Below are 17,000 nucleotides of genomic sequence, written 5' to 3' on the forward strand. Positions count from 1 at the left end.
CTTTTATCATTAGCAAGTCGTCAGTTATCATCGGCGTTGTTCTGCTGCCGCCGGTGGCCGTATCGCAAACCTCAGATACAAGTTAAAAAAAGTCCTCATCGAGTCCTTTATGAATCATTCCCACAACTTTATATTTTTAAAGGTTGTCGTTGCTGGCAAAGCCTGAATATCAATTCTCCCGGCGAGTTCTTCCGAGCGAGGAGCCCAGAGATTTGCATGTAAACGCATTGCAAGATGCGGAACTGGTGTGGGATCCCAACTGGCGCGCTCGTGCACAACTCTCCCATCGACAGACCAGACGATCCGGTCTGGTCGCCAGTCAATGGTATAGCGATGAAAATCCAGAGAGGCATCGAAACCAAGTTCTACACGATATGGGGATCCTCTGTATCCATAACCTAAAGTTGCTCCTTCGTCGCCAGGATTGAAATAGACATTCACTAACATGCTCTCAGGAGCATCACCCGCTATTTCAATATCTATCTCCTGCCTTGGTGAATCACGATGCAGAAAGAAGCCGGTGACCAGACCAGAACCGCGAGCAGCTTTAATTTCTGCCTCAAACCGCCCGTATTCAAAAGATTGTTTTGATGCGAAGGCTCCCGCGCGGTACGGCCTGTTGCCGGTAGGTATTGCACTGATAGTTAGATGCGTACCGTCCTCATCGCAGACCAGGTTTTCCTTAGAAAACGAAGCCATATTGCCAGGAAAAGTTTCGACAAGCCCAATGAAGGATGGCGTTTCAGTCGCCATATCTGTACATAACAGACAATTGCCCACAGGATGCATCTCATTACCTGAGAGGTGTGCTGGGCGCCACCCATGTTGAGGAGGTAGTACCCAGGGTGAAACATCCAGTAAAAAACATGTTTCAGGTGACTCAAATTGATCCTGATGAGATAAATCACAGAGCCGATCCCACCTGAATAATCGGGATCCACGCGGTGCACCAATAGGGTACCCCTGTGCAGGCCTCGGAAGATTGAGCAGAGTACAAAGCGGATCCCACATTTGAAAATCAGACTCAAGGTCCGATAAGAATACCGAGCGTAATGAAGGTAAAGACTTCAGTTCAAATTTAAACCTCTGTTTAGCCCCCGCCTCCACAATGAATTTTATTTCGGCCCTTGCAAGCACAGTATTAAAAGTTTCAGGAGTGAGCGGAACATCAAGAAGAACATCAAATACCGTAAAAAGATTCAGCAATTCCTGGGGCTGGATTTCCTCTTCATCAGCATCGAATACACAAACCCGCAGCCCCAGCATAGCCAGAGCCATCGCCAGCCCCTCTCGTGAACCGCCAGCAGTCCAGGCCATCACTGAACATGAGTCAATTTGATCCGGAGCCATCAATCCCGTACCTGCATCAACAATCCCTGCGCGGGCCAGGTAAGGAAGTACGGAATAGGCGTTATCGGAAGCACCATCCTGTCGTTGCAAAATAGCTGGCTTTGAGAGCGCAAGCGCGCCAAGTTCATTAAAGCGGTAGTTCATCCAGAGATCCACTGGACCAACCACGGGCATTGCCTGCAACAGAGCTGCCGCTCCATCGCGTGATAACACATAGCCAGAAAGAAACCACAGTCCTCTTACGGGCCTGAAGAGGTCACCACAGCAAGTCATACGTTCAGCTGTTCCCCCTGCATCTTCATAAGACATATACAGTAAATGCGGCCCGTGATCCTCTGAACACTCTCGTATAGCGGCCCGCCAGCCTCTTGTGATAGCCGCAACAGCCCCCAACCGAAACCATACATCGTCTTCAAGGACAAGAACATATTCCTTATCCCCGGCAGCAATAGCCTTCCATACTTCCACATGTGACCTTGCAACAGCAATCTCCTGCCTGGTCATTTTGATGGGTTCATCATTGCTGAAATGTGCCTCCAGCCTTGCATCCGGCTGGACATAAAGCTGATCACCAATACAGTAGACCGAATCAACGTCAGCCGTTGCGGCACTCGCGCGACCATCCCTGGCATCCACGGCAGAAAACCGCTGTATGATAGAGGCTAGTGGAAAACCATCGTAAGTCCGGAATCTTTTGAGCTCTCTGCTCAACCTCCGCCACCTGCCGGGTTGACGATCGAGATTAATAACAACAATTGAACCGATCATTTCGGGACCTGAACCGAAAACGGGGATCCTACGACCAGGAAAGATACTTATTATTACACGTGAAATTTTGAATAATACCTTGCGCAAAACACCTGAAGCATCCTGAAGGTTCATTAATTCTGTCCTTGATATGTGGGATCAGGCTGAGCCCATATTACGCCAGTTACGTTCATCATTACGGTAGGACAGATCCCAACGCGTTTCTGCAATCTTTTCCCAATCACGTAACAATTCGAAATCGAATGACTTCCCTTCCCTTATCAATTTGTGAGCGTGTGCTGCCAGTGCAGCAGTGAAATTCCCTGGCCCAGTTGTTGATTGAATTTCGGGAGAACGTACATCACTCAGTAGCGTTTCGGTCGCCCTAATAAGCGCACTCTGTAGAACCGGATGGCCTGCTGGGGCCACAATAGGGTCATTATTAATGTAAAAAATGCGCTCAGTCGTCGGTAAATCACTTCTCCAGATATCCGCAGCAGGAACCATTGAAGAGGACTGAATATCGTAACATAAAGGTTGTACTTTGAGTGTCCCATCATGGAAAAGATATTTCCAGTTGTCGCCAAGTAAAACATCGTCAGCATCAACGTATAATCCCCCCTCAACAAGTAAAACGCACATACGCAGATAGTCGCAGCGCATTGCCGGATGATAGCAAAGGGAGAAGGCTTTACGCTCTTTAGCGCCAAATTGTTCGGCAATATATGCCATTGCCGATTCATCGTTAAACATACTACATTCAAAACCATCATCAAGAAGCCGATCCCAGCTTCTGAGACAAACCATAACGTCTTCCGGTACATTGTGCTGGTCATGCCAGTAGCGAATCAATTTCTTGGGAATAAGGGGCGATAACTCCTGCTTATTAGTATGTAATGAAGCAGGATGTTCCAGTTGCTGCAGCGTAAGATCCCGGATGAATGAAGAGCGTAAGTCGTCATCCTCTTCAAAACCCGTTCGATATGAATTCATACTCCCCCTATTAAATCAACTTTTGTGAACAGCATACATGAAGTCCTCTCCAGATTTTGTCCTCAACAATGAAATGAACTGGCTCAGGGTAGCTCTTTATTTTTCATAAAAATAACTGGCTTTCCTTATATGCCTGATAACGTGATGAATCAATTAAAAGATATACCTGACCTTCCACCACAAACCCATCCAGGTGATGCTCCTGAACGTATACAGCCAGATCATTGATATTGTTTATAAAACCTTTCCCATTGAAGTTGAGAGATGTATTGCACAAGACACCATAACCAGTCCGATTTTTAAATGCTGAAAGTAATTTATGAAGATTACTATTTGTTGCAGTTGTAACGGTCTGAATACGTGCAGTGCCATTAACATGCGTGACTGCTGCAAGGGTTTCAGTCTTTGCTCTATGCGTAAAGAGCATATATGGGCTTTCGTTATTACAGCCGAACCACTTTTCAGCGTCCTCCAAAAGACAAACTGGAGCAATTGGGCGAAATTGTTCACGTTGTTTGATTTCGTTTAAACGAACCCTGGTACTTTCCTGAAAAGGAGCAGCAAGGATGGACCTGTTGCCCAGCGCGCGTGGACCTATTTCATATTTTCCATTCACCCAACCAAGGATGAGATCGTTAGCCAGCATATCAGCAACCTGATCATTGTCGACATTATAGACATCATATTTCTCTGAGCAGAATGTATTATCCGTTCTAAAATCTAATCCGCTGTAAACATCCCATTCAATCTTAGGATTACCTGTAAAATAGAACTGAGCATCAATCGCAGTGCCTATAGCAACACCGGAATCGTTAGCAACAGGAGGAACGAAAACTTCAGAAAAAAGCTTTGTCTCCCTCCATTTAGTATTCCAGTCACAGTTCAGACCGCATCCACCAGAAATAATAAGTGGTTGTTTTTTCTTTAAGTTGTCTTTTGCAAACTGATAAAAAACGTTAAACAGTGCATCACTATATATCCCAGTAAAGTTACGAAATTCTTTATCGTCCAAACCAACATTATAGTGCGGAGCTTTTTCAATATTCGCATAGTCGCAAAGTTTTCTGGCAGGGCCATTCAACAGAAAGTCGATGAGTTCTTGTTCTTCCGGGGAGGCTATACTTCTCTTTGAAAAAGATGCCAACGCCATAAGTTTCCCGGCATCTGAGAAGCGAGGGTAGGCACTGTCTTTGGAAAAAACTGGATCGGCTAATCCATAAACAATACCATAGCGGTTACCAGGCTGATTTTGAACATCGCCAATGAGCGTTATATTCAGATCTGCATCTAATTCGTAGAATGCTCCGATTCCTCCTTCCCAAACCAAAGCATAACAGGATGTTCCTTTTGGTAAGTCTGACATGCCAAATGCACAAAGTATGTGTGCTCGCTCGTGAGAAGACGAAAAATATTTAATTTTCTTCTTTAGGAATCGTCTTTCTGAAACCATGACATCTGTATCTGAGATGCCCCGATAACCAACGTTAATTTTCGAACCATTTAAATATTCATCATGATCCCTGGGCCACCATCCCCCTGCGCAAATTACATCTGGTATATCGTCGATTTCACCAATAGCATCTAATACGTCCGAAATACCCAGTGGAGAATAGCGATGGTTAGAATCTTTTTCTGCTTCAATAGACATAATTAATCGTCCATTATCCAGAAATGCCACAGCACCATCATGACCTGGATTATAAGAGAGAATTTTCATTAATTCATAACCTCTATATGTAATTAAAAGTTAGTCATCCATTCTTACTTGTATTAGTTTATACATTTTCAACGCACAACATCGCTGGCTTTACCGATACACTTAGATGCGTATTTTTTGTTATTCATCAACCTCCTTCACACTGGAATCGAAAATCACGTTCCTGTTATGAAACTTCTTTATTTTCAGCCGACTGGCCTGAGTTTTAATTGCTGCCACAGTTCGGTGAGGCAATTTTTTGGCAATTTCTGAACCTGGATAAGGATAGTATTCTCGCAAAATTTCAATTTCTTCAGGTGACCAGTTCTGGGATTCTCTTATTCCCATTTTATTGGCCTGTACACCGATTGCTCCCTTAGTGCGTCCCGGAAGTAGGGCTTGTACACGCGTTATCCATGCACCAGAACCGTAATGGGCCCACAATATTTCCAGTACCTGCTCTGACCAGGGAACGTTGATGGTTTCAGGTCGCTTTGCCAGGCCCATTTTTCTGTCCATATCAGCGACGCCCTTGGCGCTTCGGCCCAGCGATGCCGCTATTCTCGCAATGGGCACACTGCCATGATGCGCCTCAAGATACCGCAGTTCCTCGTCGCCCCAGGAGGCGTTCGTCACGCCCATAAGGCTTGCCTGAATGCGAATTGCATATATTGTTCTCCCTGGCAGAAGCGAATGAACAAACATAATACCCTTGTAATAATTCACACGAATAAGCGCCAGTTCCTCTTCCGTCCACACCGGAGGCCGGGGAGTGGATAACCCTAATTTTCGCGCTACTCCTCTGACGGCTCCTGCGCTTCTCCCCAACGTATCACCGATGTCCTGAGCAGAAAATTTTCCATATTTATTTTCAAGAGAACTCATCTCTTTTACCGTCCATGGGGACAGATGGTTTCGGCCTCGCCGCGTCTTCTCTGGCATCGGTTCTTATCCTTACTCCGGTGATAGCTTTGTTGCAGATTCTGTCAGCAGGCAGGGACAATAATCTGATCAACCCAGTGCAGTTTTACACAATAACAGAATGCGGGTAACAGCCTACTGATCTGCCGTCACCGTCGAGTAGCTACTGATTAGCTGCTTAAGGCGCAGCTCTGTCTGGATTTTTTGCGCGGACGGGATCATCCCTGAGTTTTCCCGAATGCTCATCTGCCGCAGCTGTTCTTCAACGGGCACTGTTTTACTGAGTGCCTGGGTAGCAGCAAACACCTGTGATTTCAGCTCGCTGACAGTAATATACTTTCCTTTTTGCCTATCCAGGGTATTGAGCTGTGCCGTCAGATCCTGCAGTTTGAGCATACCCTCAGCTGAGGTATTTGACGTGAGACCTGCTCCGGGGTGAAATCCTTCATGCTCCGGAAGGTCAGGCTGATGTTGTCTTCGCTGCCGTCATCAGCCAGCGTGTTTTTAACGGTCAGATTGACGTTTGGGGAATATTCGGACAACACTGAGTCGAAATTATTTTTATTCAAATCAACTTTTTTGCGCTCAGACAGGGGGGCAGACTCCTGACCATTACTGAAGTCGCCCGCCACCAGCAATTTCAGGGGGAGCTCCGTTTTCTTGCTCGCTCCACCCGTATGCAAATCGAGTTTGAGATTAATACGTGCTTTAGGGATTTCGGACTGAAAGGAAGAGTTAGACATGGCTGTCCCTGTTCTATGGAGTAATAGAAACGGTCAATGCCAGTGAGAAATAAATAAGAAAAAATTACCCTGCCAGAACAACTTTCCGGTTCGCGTCATCCGACGTAAATAAAAATCCCGGAACTAAAAAGCGGGCGCATTCCATCCACCAGCATGCCGATACTGTATTTTTGAGCATTTGTCTGAAATGAAAAATTTCGGATAAGACCCAATAGCCGGAGTGTAGGAACGTTCCCTGCCTGAACGGAAATGAAAAAATGTAACAATGCTTTACATTTTCATTTTTTAACAATCACAGATCACCCTTCTGATTTATAAGAATTTTCCTGCATAACCCCTTCAAGCCTTATGGGATAAGGGTGTGCAGCAAATGATCAATTTAGCTTAGGGGAAGGTTTTGTACAAAATACCACCATGCACGTGAAATATCTGATTTTGTACTTTTATCAAAAATGAGAAGCAGAACGTGACAGAGCAAGTGAAAAATTGACGACATTTTCAGTTTTTCATCATTTCTTATTATTCATTTAAACGGGGCTTATTTGGGGTCGTCTCAGAAAACGGAAAATAAAGCACGCTAAGCGTGCGTGGAGGCTGGCACCCAGCGGTACAGCGTCGGAATGGACACGCCGAGGTTCTTGGCCACGTCCTTGGGCGGCACCCCGCTGGCCAGCAGCTTCTTGGCCGACTCGATCTTGCTGTCGGTCATCTTCGGCTTGCGGCCGCCTTTGCGGCCGAGCTGCTTGGCGACTTCCAGCCCGGCGCGGGTGCGCTCGACGGTCAGCTCGCGCTCCATTTCGGCAAGGCTCGCCATGACGTGGAAGAAGAACCGCCCGGATGGTGTGCCGGTGTCGATGGAGTCGGTGAGGCTCCTGAACTGGACACCGTGCTTGTGCAGATCGCCGACCAGATCGACCAGTTGCTTGACCGACCGGCCCAGCCGGTCGAGCTTCCAGACGACCAAAGTATCGCCTTCGCGCAGCATTTCGAGCGTCTTGGCCAAGCCAGGCCGGTCTGCCCGCGTGCCACTCACCTTGTCCTCGAAGACCTTTTTACATCCGGCCTTGCTCAAGGCTTCGCGTTGCAGCTCCAGGTTCTGATCCTGCGTCGAGACGCGCGCATAGCCAATCAACATGGCTTGTCTCGCGCCCGGTCGATGCGTTCCTGCATCGCCTGCATCACTTCTTCGTGGGTGTACGATCTGGCGTTGGCGTCGGTGGCTTGCCGCAGGGCTTCCTCAACCTCGCGCGTCATCCGCTCGTAATCCTCCGGCCACAGCGCTTGCTCCATGCGCAGCGACGCCTGACCCAGCAGGTGCAGCAGGCTGAACAGCCGCATGTCGTTGGTGGCGACGATGCGCTCCCGAATCTGCTCCTGAATAGCTTCGCTAGCCCGATGCGCTTGTGGTGTGGCAGTCCCCTCGTAGTCAGCGGGGAATTCCGCTTCCTCGGCAATCCTTGCCCAGGCGCTGGCCAGCGCCTCGATGGTTGACGTGCTCATTTCCGCCGCTCCTGTGCTCTTTGGCGAATCAACCGGCCAAGGGGCCTCGACGCGAAAACCAGCAGCATCACGCCTATCGGATACCAGGTCGAGAAGACCACCAAGGCATCGAAGGCTGGCCGTCCGGTGTTGGTAGGCAGTACGGCGGTCACAGCCATCAACCCGCCGACCGTCCAGATGATGCGCCACACGTAGGGCATCACGCGGGGCACGTAGCCGTCATCGAAAGCGGTCTGGTAGTAGCGGCGCAGGCCGCGCTCGGCAAGCGCCTGGCGCTGCCGCTCCGACAGCGCATCCGTCCGGCCATACCAGCGCCGGAATGGTGGACAGCGCAGCAGCAAAGGGGTGAAGAGGATCATCACCGCCACGATCGCGACACCCCACGCCATGACGGCGCCGGCATCGGGCCGCTTGGCGTTCTCGATCACGGGCGCGAAGACGCCCGGAGCACCGATCATCCAGAACAGCGCAATGTGCTGATGGAAGGAGAGCTTCATTTGCTCATCCACTTGCGCAGCAGGCGCTTTTTCAGGGAGGCGCGTTCTTGCGGGTTGCGTCCCTTGTGATTGGCGATGCGATCCGCCGTGGCGGCCTGGCGCTTGACGGGCCAGTAGGAGCGGCCATCCTTGCCCATCGACCAGACGCTGCTGGCCTGGTTTTCCAGCAGGGGCAGATGGGCGCTCAGGGCTTCGGGCGACGCGCTGGTCAGCGCCGTGCGCTCACGGGTGCGCCAGCGCTGATGCCAGAGCTTCTTGTCCTCGCGCTCGCTGCCGCAGGTCGTGTGCCCGACGATGGGTGTTTTGCGGCGGCTGCGGCTCATAACGGGGGTTTGAGGTCCAATGGGGCGAAAACCTACGCTAAGCGATAGGAAACCAAATTCAAATTTTTTTTAAACAATGAGTTGTGCTGTTACCGGCTTTGTTGAATAAATCAGATTTAAGGCGAGTTTCCCTGTAACAGCTCCGACTTTCAGCCGATACGTACACTTTCTGGCATGCCTGCCTTCGTCATTTTGTTCAGCGCACGCACCATGGCCAAAGCCTCTGCAACCTGACCATCGTAGTCACGCAACGTCAGCGAACCACCGAACAACTGCTTTACCCTGTACATTGCCGTTTCCGCTATCGACCGACGGTTGTAATCTGTTGTCCATTTCCACCGTGCATTGCTTCCGCTCAGCCGTTGATTCGCAACAGCACGATTGCGGTCTGCATACTCACCGGACCAGTAGCCCGCTCCCTTTCGGGGAGGAATGAGCGCGCTGATTTTCTTGCGACGCAGTTCGTCATGACATCGCCGCGTATCGTAAGCACCGTCCGCCGCCGCTGACCTGATTTTTCGGTGGGTCTGCCGGATAAGCCCCGGGAAAGCTTCAGCGTCCGTGACGTTGTTCAGCGACAGGTCCGCGCAGATGACTTCATGCGTACTCGCATCAACAGCCAGATGCAGTTTTCGCCAGATACGACGGCGCTCTTTGCCGTGCTTTTTGACTTTCCACTCACCTTCACCGAAGACTTTCAGCCCTGTGGAATCAATCACCAGATGCGCAATTTCACCCCGGGTGGGCGTTTTAAAACTGACGTTAACCGACTTTGCCCGCTTGCTGACACTGGTGTAATCCGGACAGCGAAGAGGAACGCCCATCATGGCAAAAATGGAATCAATAAAGCCCTGTGCGGCTCGCAGGGTCAGGCGGAACACACGTTTAACGACCAGGACGGTGGTGATGGCGAGGTCAGAATAGCGTTGAGGCCGTCCCCGCGATGTGTGTGTGGCGGGCTCATACCAGGCCTGAATAGCCTCGTCGTCAAGCCAGAAAGTGACGGAGCCGCGGTTGATGAGGGCTTTGTTGTAGTTGCGCCAGTTGGTGACTTTGAATTTCTGCTTTGCCATGGGACGGCCAGTGTTGCCGGATGATGCGTGATCTGATCCTTTAACTCAGCAAAAGTTCGATTTATTCAACAAAGCCGCTGTTACCATAAGACGCTAATTGTGACTGCCACCGACCTTTATTATGCTTCGGTGACAGTTCATTCATAGGTTATCCCACTTGAGACTCTCGATAATTATTCTTTATGAAGCTATGAAAAAATTTACCGTGCGATTCTGCTCCATCAAATTCATACCAACATGTAATAGGAAAATCATGGTAATTCCATACTGCACCACTATTGAATTCAATCTCTAATGTAGAAATAGATTCGTCGTACCCAATACTACGAATCATGCTTGATGAAATACTTCTTCGTTCCATTTTACACTCCTTTGGTTATATTTTCTGTTCACGTATTTTAGTTACAACAATTTTATAATTATCAGCATCGAAAGAAAATGCTTTTGTCCAACATTCAATTAACTTTGGATCTTCACTTGTAGGTCTTGGGTGATTCAATTTCAATCGAACTCTAGATGGAATTTTTATAGCCTCACCTGAAATAACTGCCTCACCTATACGCAAAGATGAAAGAAGATCCATAAGACTATTTAGATTATCGGGGGCTGATGATTTCACTATGGATTGATCACTTGAATTGGTAAGCCTAAGAGCTATCAACGTGCCAATTTGGGAAATTATAGTCTCTGACAACTCTGAGGGGCGTTGAGAAATGACTAGCGCTCCTACGCCAAATTTTCTCCCTTCTTTAAATATTTTCTCAACTGCGGCTTTTGAATAATTACTCTTGTCATTTTTCCCTAAATACGTATGAGCTTCCTCAAATGCTAAGAGTATTGGCCTTTGCTTACCGGTATATGACTCTTTACGCCCCCAGAACATGCTGTCGTAAACAAATCTTGTAATCAAGCCTATGGTTATATCTAACACCTCAAATGGTACACCGCTAAGATCTAGTATTGTTAATCGCTGCTCACAGCCTATCCAGTCAGCTAGTAAATCATGCAAATCTTTTTCAGAATCTGCTGTTTTGTAATCACCTGGATTGAACAGAAAATCGTATCGGGTATCTCTGAGTCGAGAAAGTAATTTCTTTTCATAAGAAAAATACTCTGCGTGTTGAGATTTATATGGAGCTGTATTTCCCATTACATATGCTTCAAAGGTTGCCGGAGTCAATGTTTCTGCATCCCCAGCAGCCAGTTCATTTGCTGTATCTCTAGTTTGTTCATCTTTCTTTGCAGAAGAAAATGATGCATTAAGTAACCAATTCATCTCATACCATAGCTGCCTAGCGCTAAAAGGAATAGGTGAGTCGGCTGTGATAAGATTTTCATTAACAATCCCAGCTTTTAAATTTAAGTTTTCTTTCTTAAGCTTTGTTACAAGATCTCTCAGTAAACGATATTCTATTCTTTGTTCATCGCGATGATCAGCACCTACAAGAAAATAGGCAAGTTCTTCAAAGGTCATAAGCCAAAATGGTATCACCAATGGGGATGCTACTTCATTAATTCGAAGTACTTTGGCATCAGGAAATGCAGAAGCATATTCACCGTGTGGGTCAACCAATATAATTCTTGAACCAACGTAACCATGTAGAATAGATTTCAAAATACTGACGGTAGTATTGGATTTCCCGCTACCTGTTGAGCCTAAAATACCACAGTGACGTAAAATTAAGTTATGAGTATCTACATGAACACCTAAATTTTCAGATGAAGAATGTTTTCCAATTTCAATGGAACCGGCATCCTTTTCACCATAAATTGCAAATAAGTCGTGTTCGATTACAAGGTGTACTTCATCACCTATTGTAGGATAAGTACCCACTCCTTTTTCAAACTCACTGTCACCTATTTTTTCGCCAATCAGTTGTACTGAAAGAAATTTTGAGCTTACTCTATACTCATCATCGCTACTATCTGTGAACGGTCTGTCACTTACCGCAGCAACGATAGCGTAGATAGTAATATTTCCCATTGGCATTTTTACAAATGTGCCGATCTGGCCAATTTTATACAATCGTCCATTTATTATTGGCGCAGCGGAAGGTATTTCTGATGAAACTTCTACCTCTACAGTACTGGAATCCACACGAATAACCTTTCCTAAATATGTAGAATCAGTCTTCATTTATAGATACCTCAATCTCACTACTACGACCAGAATTACCAACTAAGAACTCAACCAAATAATTAAAATCACCAAGCAAGAATTTTTCACCTTCAGCATTCCAAAAACTATCACATTTTTCTTTGTTTTTTAGCTCGGATTGGTCAAAGGACCATTTCCCTAATGTTCCGTTTATAATCGCAGTTGTTGGTCCGAATACAGATAGATTTAGATATCCTGCCGAAAGGGAATGCAATTTTTTAACTTCACTGTCTGCATAAAAAAAGACTACAACACTAAGCCTGTTGTTTTGCCTCAAGCAATTAAAAATAATTTCATTTATATGCTGATCTAAAAATGAGTATCCGGTGAAAATGAATAGAAGCTCACCATTTAGTAAATAGTTTTTAAGGCGGTCGAAGTAAACTAAAAAAGGTTGTCTACGAGATAGATCATATTTTTCTTTTGATGGGTAAATGACTATCTCATTTTTCTCTTCTTCAATTTTATCTACTTTCCCAAGGCGTATAACTTTATGCGACTTCAGATTCTCTCTTTTTTTCCAAAACCAACTAAGAGAACCATGTATCTTCCATAATCGAATCCAGTTCTGAGTTAGATCATTTCTACGAACAAGTGTTTCGACACTTTCTTGCCAAAAAAATGGTTCATAAGAACCAACGAAACCGTCAAAATACGGCGCACGAATTGCTTCAAGAGATTTTTCTATTACCAGATCATAATTTGTAGTAAAAATCTCTTTCGAAAAATCTCTGTTTTGCATGTTTAACCACGCAAAAAATTTCTTTGGAGCAGTCAGATTAGCACTAACTTCTTTCTCCGTGATTAGATTATAAATATTTTTGCAAATTTCAATATCCAGATCACGCGCGCTTATGCCAGAAACCCCGAGGAATTCTCTATCAGGCCTTTCTTCAGTTATTTCGCGAATCCGTCTTATCTGATTAAGAATATCTTCAATGCTAATTGTTTCATCAGGCTTCGATAAGTCTGTTTTAATAACATTAAAATAATCCAACAATGATCCGGTTAATGCACTTTCGACTTGAATAGTCAATTGAGATATATTTGGCAAGCCTAAAGCACAGGAGGTACCAGCCCCCATAAAGAAACCAATATTTTTAGCGTAGGATAGTTGACTTTTTAGCTCACGAATTTCTTTAAGTAGGTTTATTTCTTCCATAGCTTTTAATTCCCTATCATAATTTGTTGTATGACTTGATCTCTGCTTAGAATAATTCTTTTTAAATCATGGTTAATATTATCTTTATGATGATTTCTGATTGTTTTCCGATTTTTTTAACCGAAAATAAGTAGCCCGAGAAACCCCTGTCTTTTCTAGAATTATTTTTTCTGATAGCTTCTGATTGATAAGTTGTCTGACAAGTGCTGCTTTCGAGTGCGGTTTCCGTCCAAATTTGACACCGGATGCCATAGCAACAATTCTGCCATCATTAGTGCGTTCCAGAATACGTTCTCGTTCTGCTTCTGCAACAGCCGCCAAAATTTGAATCACCATTTTCCCCATAGTTCCTTCTGTACTTAGTCCGTTCTCCAGAAAACGAATGGCTATTCCCTTTTTATAGCAAGCATCAACAATGTGGATCATGTCTACGGTATTGCGGCCAAGCCGATCCATTTTGGTACAAATAATGATGTCATCCTTTTCTGCACGGGCAAGCAGCCGTTGTAACCCTTCGCGCTCATCCGTGGCTCCTGACATCATATCAGTAAAAATCCGGTCATCTCTGACACCTACAGATTTCAGCTCCGTAATCTGTACCGTCAGTTTCTGATGGCTGGTTGATACTCTTGCATATCCCAGTAATGCCATATTGGTCTCACAAATCGATATTGATACTGCGTAGTATCATAAAGTATAAATCGCGATTTTTGATACTCATGTTTGAAATCGTTTTGAGTGGTCTCAAAACTTATAACATTTGAGATAGTTAAAAATAGACCTAAGTCATAGTTACGCAAGGAGTGCTGGATGCCTATCGATTTTTTGACTGAAGAGCAGAAGCAAAATTATGGGCGTTATGCGGCAGAGCCGAACGAGGTACAACTTTCCCGTTATTTTATTCTGGATGAAAATGACCTGATATTCATCGCACAAAGGCGCGGGGACCAAAACCGTCTTGGTATAGCCCTTCAACTAACATCCGTCCGATTTTTAGGAGCGTTCCTGCCTGATTTGGCTCTGGTTCCGCACAATGTACAAACCTTTGTTGCCACGCAGCTTTCAATCAGTCGGACTGATATTCTGGCTGAATACGCAAAACGAGAACCAACCCGCTGGGAGCATTATGCTCAAATCAAAAAATATTATCACTATCATGAGTTCGGGGAGTTTCCGTGGACATTCAGATTGAACCGGTTGCTGTATACCCGAGCCTGGATTAGCAATGAACGCCCCAGCCTGATGTTCGATTTCGCCACCGCATGGCTGGTACAGCATAAAATTTTATTACCAGGAACCACAACACTCTCCAGAGTGATCACCGAAATCCGCGAACGAGCAGCAAACCGTCTTTGGCAAAGATTACTGGCATTGCCCAATGATGAACAGAAACGACAACTGGATGAATTACTGAGCTTTAGTGAAGGTCAGAGAGTATCCATGTTCGAGCAACTGAAAAAAGGTCCTGTGACAGTCAGTAGTCCTGCATTTAACGATGCACTTGATCGTTATAACAAATTGCACCAACTGGGTTTTCAGCAACTTGATTTTACAGGCCTTCCACCGGCTCAGCTAAAAAGTCTTGCTCGCTATGCCAATGTAACCTCGGTAAAAAAGATAGTTCGTATCCCCATGAAGAAACGTACAGCGATACTTATTGCCTTTGTTAAATCATTGGAGGTCATTGCGCTGGATGAAGCCATCGATGTTTTGGATATGCTAATCACTAATATTGCGGGAGAGGCTAAAAAAGCAGGGCAAAAGAAGCGGTTGAGGACGTTGAAGGATTTGGACCGCTCTTCGTTGATACTGGCAAAAGCCTGTGCACTCCTGCTGGATGAGGTAACTGATGATTCCCACCTCCGAAAATCAATTTTTTCCTGCATTTCCAAAGAAAGACTGGCTGAGTCGGTAAAAATGGTCAATGAGTTGGCCCGACCGGCAGACAATAATTTCCAAGATGAAATGATTGAACAATATGGGCGCGTTCGCCGTTTTCTACCCAGAGTTCTTCGGGAATTAACTTTTCTGGCCGCCCCGGCGGGAGAACATACTCTGGCAGCTTTTAACTATTTATCGTCGCTAGGCGCTTCAAGAAAGCACATCCTTGACGATGCTCCAAAAAATATTATTACCGGCCCCTGGAAGCGTTTGGTTTTTGACGAAGAAGGCCGAGTAAGACGGCCTGGCTATTCACTATGTCTACTTGAGCGGTTTCAGGATGCATTAAGGCGGCGGGATATTTATCTTGAGAATAGCGATCGTTGGGGAGATCCACGGTCAAAGCTATTACAAGGGACAGAATGGCAAGCTCAACGCGTCTCTGTCTGTCGAGCATTAGGCCACCCTGTCAATGCTCAGCAGGCAACAGAAAAGCTTGCTCAGCAGTTAGATTTTGCCTGGAAAGCGGTAGCTGATAGCTTTGATGATAATGCGTCAGTCCATATCGAATACGGGGGGAAACATCCTACGTTGACTATCAGCAGCCTAGAGAAACTGGATGAATCACCAAGTCTGATAGCTCTCAACAGACAAGTCAGAGGTCTTTTACCTTTGGTGGATCTGACTGAGCTCTTACTGGAAATCAATGCCCATACAGGATTTGCCGAAGAATTTACTCATGTCAGCGAGTCTAATGCGCGAGCGAAAGATCTGCATATCAGCATTTGTGCTGTATTACTGGCAGAAGCCTGCAACATTGGCTTTGAACCATTAATTAAGCACAATATTCCATCATTAACCCGGCATCGTCTTAGTTGGGTGAAACAAAATTATTTTCGGTCAGAAACCCTTATCAAAGCGAATGCTCGCCTGGTTGATTACCAGGCTACGCTCAGTCTCGCTCAGCGATGGGGTGGTGGAGAGGTCGCATCTGCTGATGGTATGCGTTTTGTTACGCCAGTAAAAACGATTAACGCCGGACCCAATAGAAAATACTTTGGCTCTGATCGTGGAATTACCTGGTACAACTTTATCTCCGATCAGTTTTCTGGTTTTCACGGCATTGTTGTCCCAGGTACGTTGAGAGACTCAATCTTTGTTCTGGAGGGTTTACTTGAACAGCAAACGGGGTTAAATCCACAGGAAATTATGACTGATACAGCAGGTGCCAGTGATTTGATATTCGGTCTGTTCTGGTTGTTGGGATACCAGTTTTCCCCACGTCTGGCGGATGCCGGAGATGCCGTTTTCTGGCGAGTGGATAAAAATGCGAATTACGGCCCTCTCGATGAATTGGCCCGTGGTTGCATCAATCTAGCACTGATTGAGGCTAACTGGGACGATATGATGCGGATTGCGGGTTCTCTTAAATTGGGAACTGTACAAGCATCAGAGCTAATCCGTAGTTTATTGAAGAGCACGCGCCCGTCTAGTTTGGCGCAGGCCATCATTGAAGCTGGGCGAATAAATAAAACGCTATACCTGCTGAATTATATTGATGATGAAGATTATCGTCGCCGAATACTAACGCAACTAAACCGGGGTGAAGGGAGACACAGTGTGGCTCGCGCCATTTGCCATGGTCAACGTGGTGAAATCAGAAAACGCTATCGCGAAGGGCAAGAGGATCAACTTGGATCATTGGGACTGGTAACAAATACTGTTGTTTTATGGAATACGCTGTATATGCAGGAAGCCCTTGGACATATTAATACAGATAGCCAGCCTACTGAAATTAACGAAGAAGATATATCCAGATTATCACCGCTGATGCACGGTCATATCAATATGTTAGGGCATTACTCATTCACCTTGTCTGAAAACGTGATGAATGGTGAATTAAGGCCTTTAAATCAACATGTTAATGAATATGTAGACTCTTAGCGTAGGTTTTCG

The 17,000-nt window shown here is 45.8% G+C and carries 14 protein-coding genes and 1 pseudogene; 1 reads left to right on the forward strand and 14 read right to left on the reverse strand.

Going from position 1 to position 17,000, the window contains the following annotated elements:
- Positions 1-114: 114 nt before the first annotated feature.
- From FTA96_RS21180 to FTA96_RS21245, 14 genes and pseudogenes are all read right to left on the reverse strand, one after another.
- Positions 115-2,232, reverse strand: coding sequence for a family 16 glycosylhydrolase (locus FTA96_RS21180; RefSeq protein WP_046051734.1), 2,118 nt, complete (start codon positions 2,230-2,232; stop codon positions 115-117).
- A 24-nt stretch (positions 2,233-2,256) separates the two neighbouring features.
- The gene (locus FTA96_RS21185) at positions 2,257-3,090 is read right to left on the reverse strand and encodes a glycosyltransferase family 32 protein (protein ID WP_046051735.1); all 834 of its coding nucleotides are present in this window, start codon (positions 3,088-3,090) and stop codon (positions 2,257-2,259) included.
- A gap of 103 nt (positions 3,091-3,193) precedes the next feature.
- The gene (locus FTA96_RS23620; protein ID WP_046051736.1) at positions 3,194-4,807 is read right to left on the reverse strand and encodes a carbamoyltransferase C-terminal domain-containing protein; all 1,614 of its coding nucleotides are present in this window, start codon (positions 4,805-4,807) and stop codon (positions 3,194-3,196) included.
- 120 nt (positions 4,808-4,927) lie between these two features.
- The gene (locus FTA96_RS21195) at positions 4,928-5,728 is read right to left on the reverse strand and encodes an SANT/Myb-like DNA-binding domain-containing protein (RefSeq protein ID WP_052705595.1); all 801 of its coding nucleotides are present in this window, start codon (positions 5,726-5,728) and stop codon (positions 4,928-4,930) included.
- A 114-nt stretch (positions 5,729-5,842) separates the two neighbouring features.
- A pseudogene (tssB, locus tag FTA96_RS23815) lies at positions 5,843-6,450 on the reverse strand (type VI secretion system contractile sheath small subunit).
- A 577-nt stretch (positions 6,451-7,027) separates the two neighbouring features.
- Entirely contained in the window at positions 7,028-7,585 is a 558-nt protein-coding gene (locus tag FTA96_RS21205) for a recombinase family protein (RefSeq protein ID WP_003100847.1), read from the reverse strand.
- The gene (locus FTA96_RS21210) at positions 7,579-7,950 is read right to left on the reverse strand and encodes a hypothetical protein (protein ID WP_003100853.1); all 372 of its coding nucleotides are present in this window, start codon (positions 7,948-7,950) and stop codon (positions 7,579-7,581) included. The genes FTA96_RS21205 and FTA96_RS21210 overlap by 7 nt, the downstream gene beginning before the upstream one ends.
- Positions 7,947-8,447 (reverse strand): hypothetical protein, encoded by a 501-nt coding sequence (locus tag FTA96_RS21215; protein WP_003100856.1) that lies wholly within the window; start codon positions 8,445-8,447, stop codon positions 7,947-7,949. The genes FTA96_RS21210 and FTA96_RS21215 overlap by 4 nt, the downstream gene beginning before the upstream one ends.
- Positions 8,444-8,770, reverse strand: coding sequence for a hypothetical protein (locus tag FTA96_RS21220; RefSeq protein WP_003100858.1), 327 nt, complete (start codon positions 8,768-8,770; stop codon positions 8,444-8,446). The genes FTA96_RS21215 and FTA96_RS21220 overlap by 4 nt, the downstream gene beginning before the upstream one ends.
- Before the next feature lie 149 nt (positions 8,771-8,919).
- Positions 8,920-9,843 (reverse strand): IS5 family transposase, encoded by a 924-nt coding sequence (locus tag FTA96_RS21225; protein WP_001118639.1) that lies wholly within the window; start codon positions 9,841-9,843, stop codon positions 8,920-8,922.
- A 148-nt stretch (positions 9,844-9,991) separates the two neighbouring features.
- Complete coding sequence (locus FTA96_RS21230) at positions 9,992-10,204, reverse strand: KTSC domain-containing protein (RefSeq protein WP_075261940.1); 213 nt, start codon at positions 10,202-10,204, stop codon at positions 9,992-9,994.
- Between the two features lie 15 nt (positions 10,205-10,219).
- Positions 10,220-11,980, reverse strand: coding sequence for an ATP-binding protein (locus tag FTA96_RS21235; protein WP_046051737.1), 1,761 nt, complete (start codon positions 11,978-11,980; stop codon positions 10,220-10,222).
- On the reverse strand, positions 11,970-13,163 hold the full coding sequence (locus tag FTA96_RS21240) for an SIR2 family protein (RefSeq protein WP_046051738.1): 1,194 nt from the start codon (positions 13,161-13,163) through the stop codon (positions 11,970-11,972). The genes FTA96_RS21235 and FTA96_RS21240 overlap by 11 nt, the downstream gene beginning before the upstream one ends.
- 84 nt (positions 13,164-13,247) lie before the next feature.
- Positions 13,248-13,814, reverse strand: a complete 567-nt coding sequence (locus FTA96_RS21245; RefSeq protein WP_046051739.1) for a recombinase family protein — start codon at positions 13,812-13,814, stop codon at positions 13,248-13,250.
- A 159-nt stretch (positions 13,815-13,973) separates the two neighbouring features.
- On the opposite strand from FTA96_RS21245, the gene FTA96_RS21250 reads away from it, so the two are divergent.
- Positions 13,974-16,988 (forward strand): Tn3 family transposase, encoded by a 3,015-nt coding sequence (locus FTA96_RS21250; RefSeq protein WP_046051740.1) that lies wholly within the window; start codon positions 13,974-13,976, stop codon positions 16,986-16,988.
- Positions 16,989-17,000: the final 12 nt, after the last annotated feature.

It is taken from the genome of Yersinia alsatica, from assembly GCF_902170305.1.
Taxonomy (GTDB): Bacteria; Pseudomonadota; Gammaproteobacteria; order Enterobacterales; family Enterobacteriaceae; genus Yersinia; species Yersinia alsatica.

Coding starts and splice junctions, on each gene's coding strand:
- FTA96_RS21235 (WP_046051737.1), bottom strand. CDS start 11,980: ATGAAGACTGATTCTACATATTTAGGAAAGGTTATTCGTGTGGATTCC.
- FTA96_RS21240 (WP_046051738.1), bottom strand. CDS start 13,163: ATGGAAGAAATAAACCTACTTAAAGAAATTCGTGAGCTAAAAAGTCAA.
- FTA96_RS21245 (WP_046051739.1), bottom strand. CDS start 13,814: ATGGCATTACTGGGATATGCAAGAGTATCAACCAGCCATCAGAAACTG.
- FTA96_RS21210 (WP_003100853.1), bottom strand. CDS start 7,950: ATGAGCACGTCAACCATCGAGGCGCTGGCCAGCGCCTGGGCAAGGATT.
- FTA96_RS21215 (WP_003100856.1), bottom strand. CDS start 8,447: ATGAAGCTCTCCTTCCATCAGCACATTGCGCTGTTCTGGATGATCGGT.
- FTA96_RS23620 (WP_046051736.1), bottom strand. CDS start 4,807: ATGAAAATTCTCTCTTATAATCCAGGTCATGATGGTGCTGTGGCATTT.
- FTA96_RS21225 (WP_001118639.1), bottom strand. CDS start 9,843: ATGGCAAAGCAGAAATTCAAAGTCACCAACTGGCGCAACTACAACAAA.
- FTA96_RS21205 (WP_003100847.1), bottom strand. CDS start 7,585: ATGTTGATTGGCTATGCGCGCGTCTCGACGCAGGATCAGAACCTGGAG.
- FTA96_RS21220 (WP_003100858.1), bottom strand. CDS start 8,770: ATGAGCCGCAGCCGCCGCAAAACACCCATCGTCGGGCACACGACCTGC.
- FTA96_RS21180 (WP_046051734.1), bottom strand. CDS start 2,232: ATGAACCTTCAGGATGCTTCAGGTGTTTTGCGCAAGGTATTATTCAAA.
- FTA96_RS21185 (WP_046051735.1), bottom strand. CDS start 3,090: ATGAATTCATATCGAACGGGTTTTGAAGAGGATGACGACTTACGCTCT.
- FTA96_RS21250 (WP_046051740.1), top strand. CDS start 13,974: ATGCCTATCGATTTTTTGACTGAAGAGCAGAAGCAAAATTATGGGCGT.
- FTA96_RS21230 (WP_075261940.1), bottom strand. CDS start 10,204: ATGGAACGAAGAAGTATTTCATCAAGCATGATTCGTAGTATTGGGTAC.
- FTA96_RS21195 (WP_052705595.1), bottom strand. CDS start 5,728: ATGCCAGAGAAGACGCGGCGAGGCCGAAACCATCTGTCCCCATGGACG.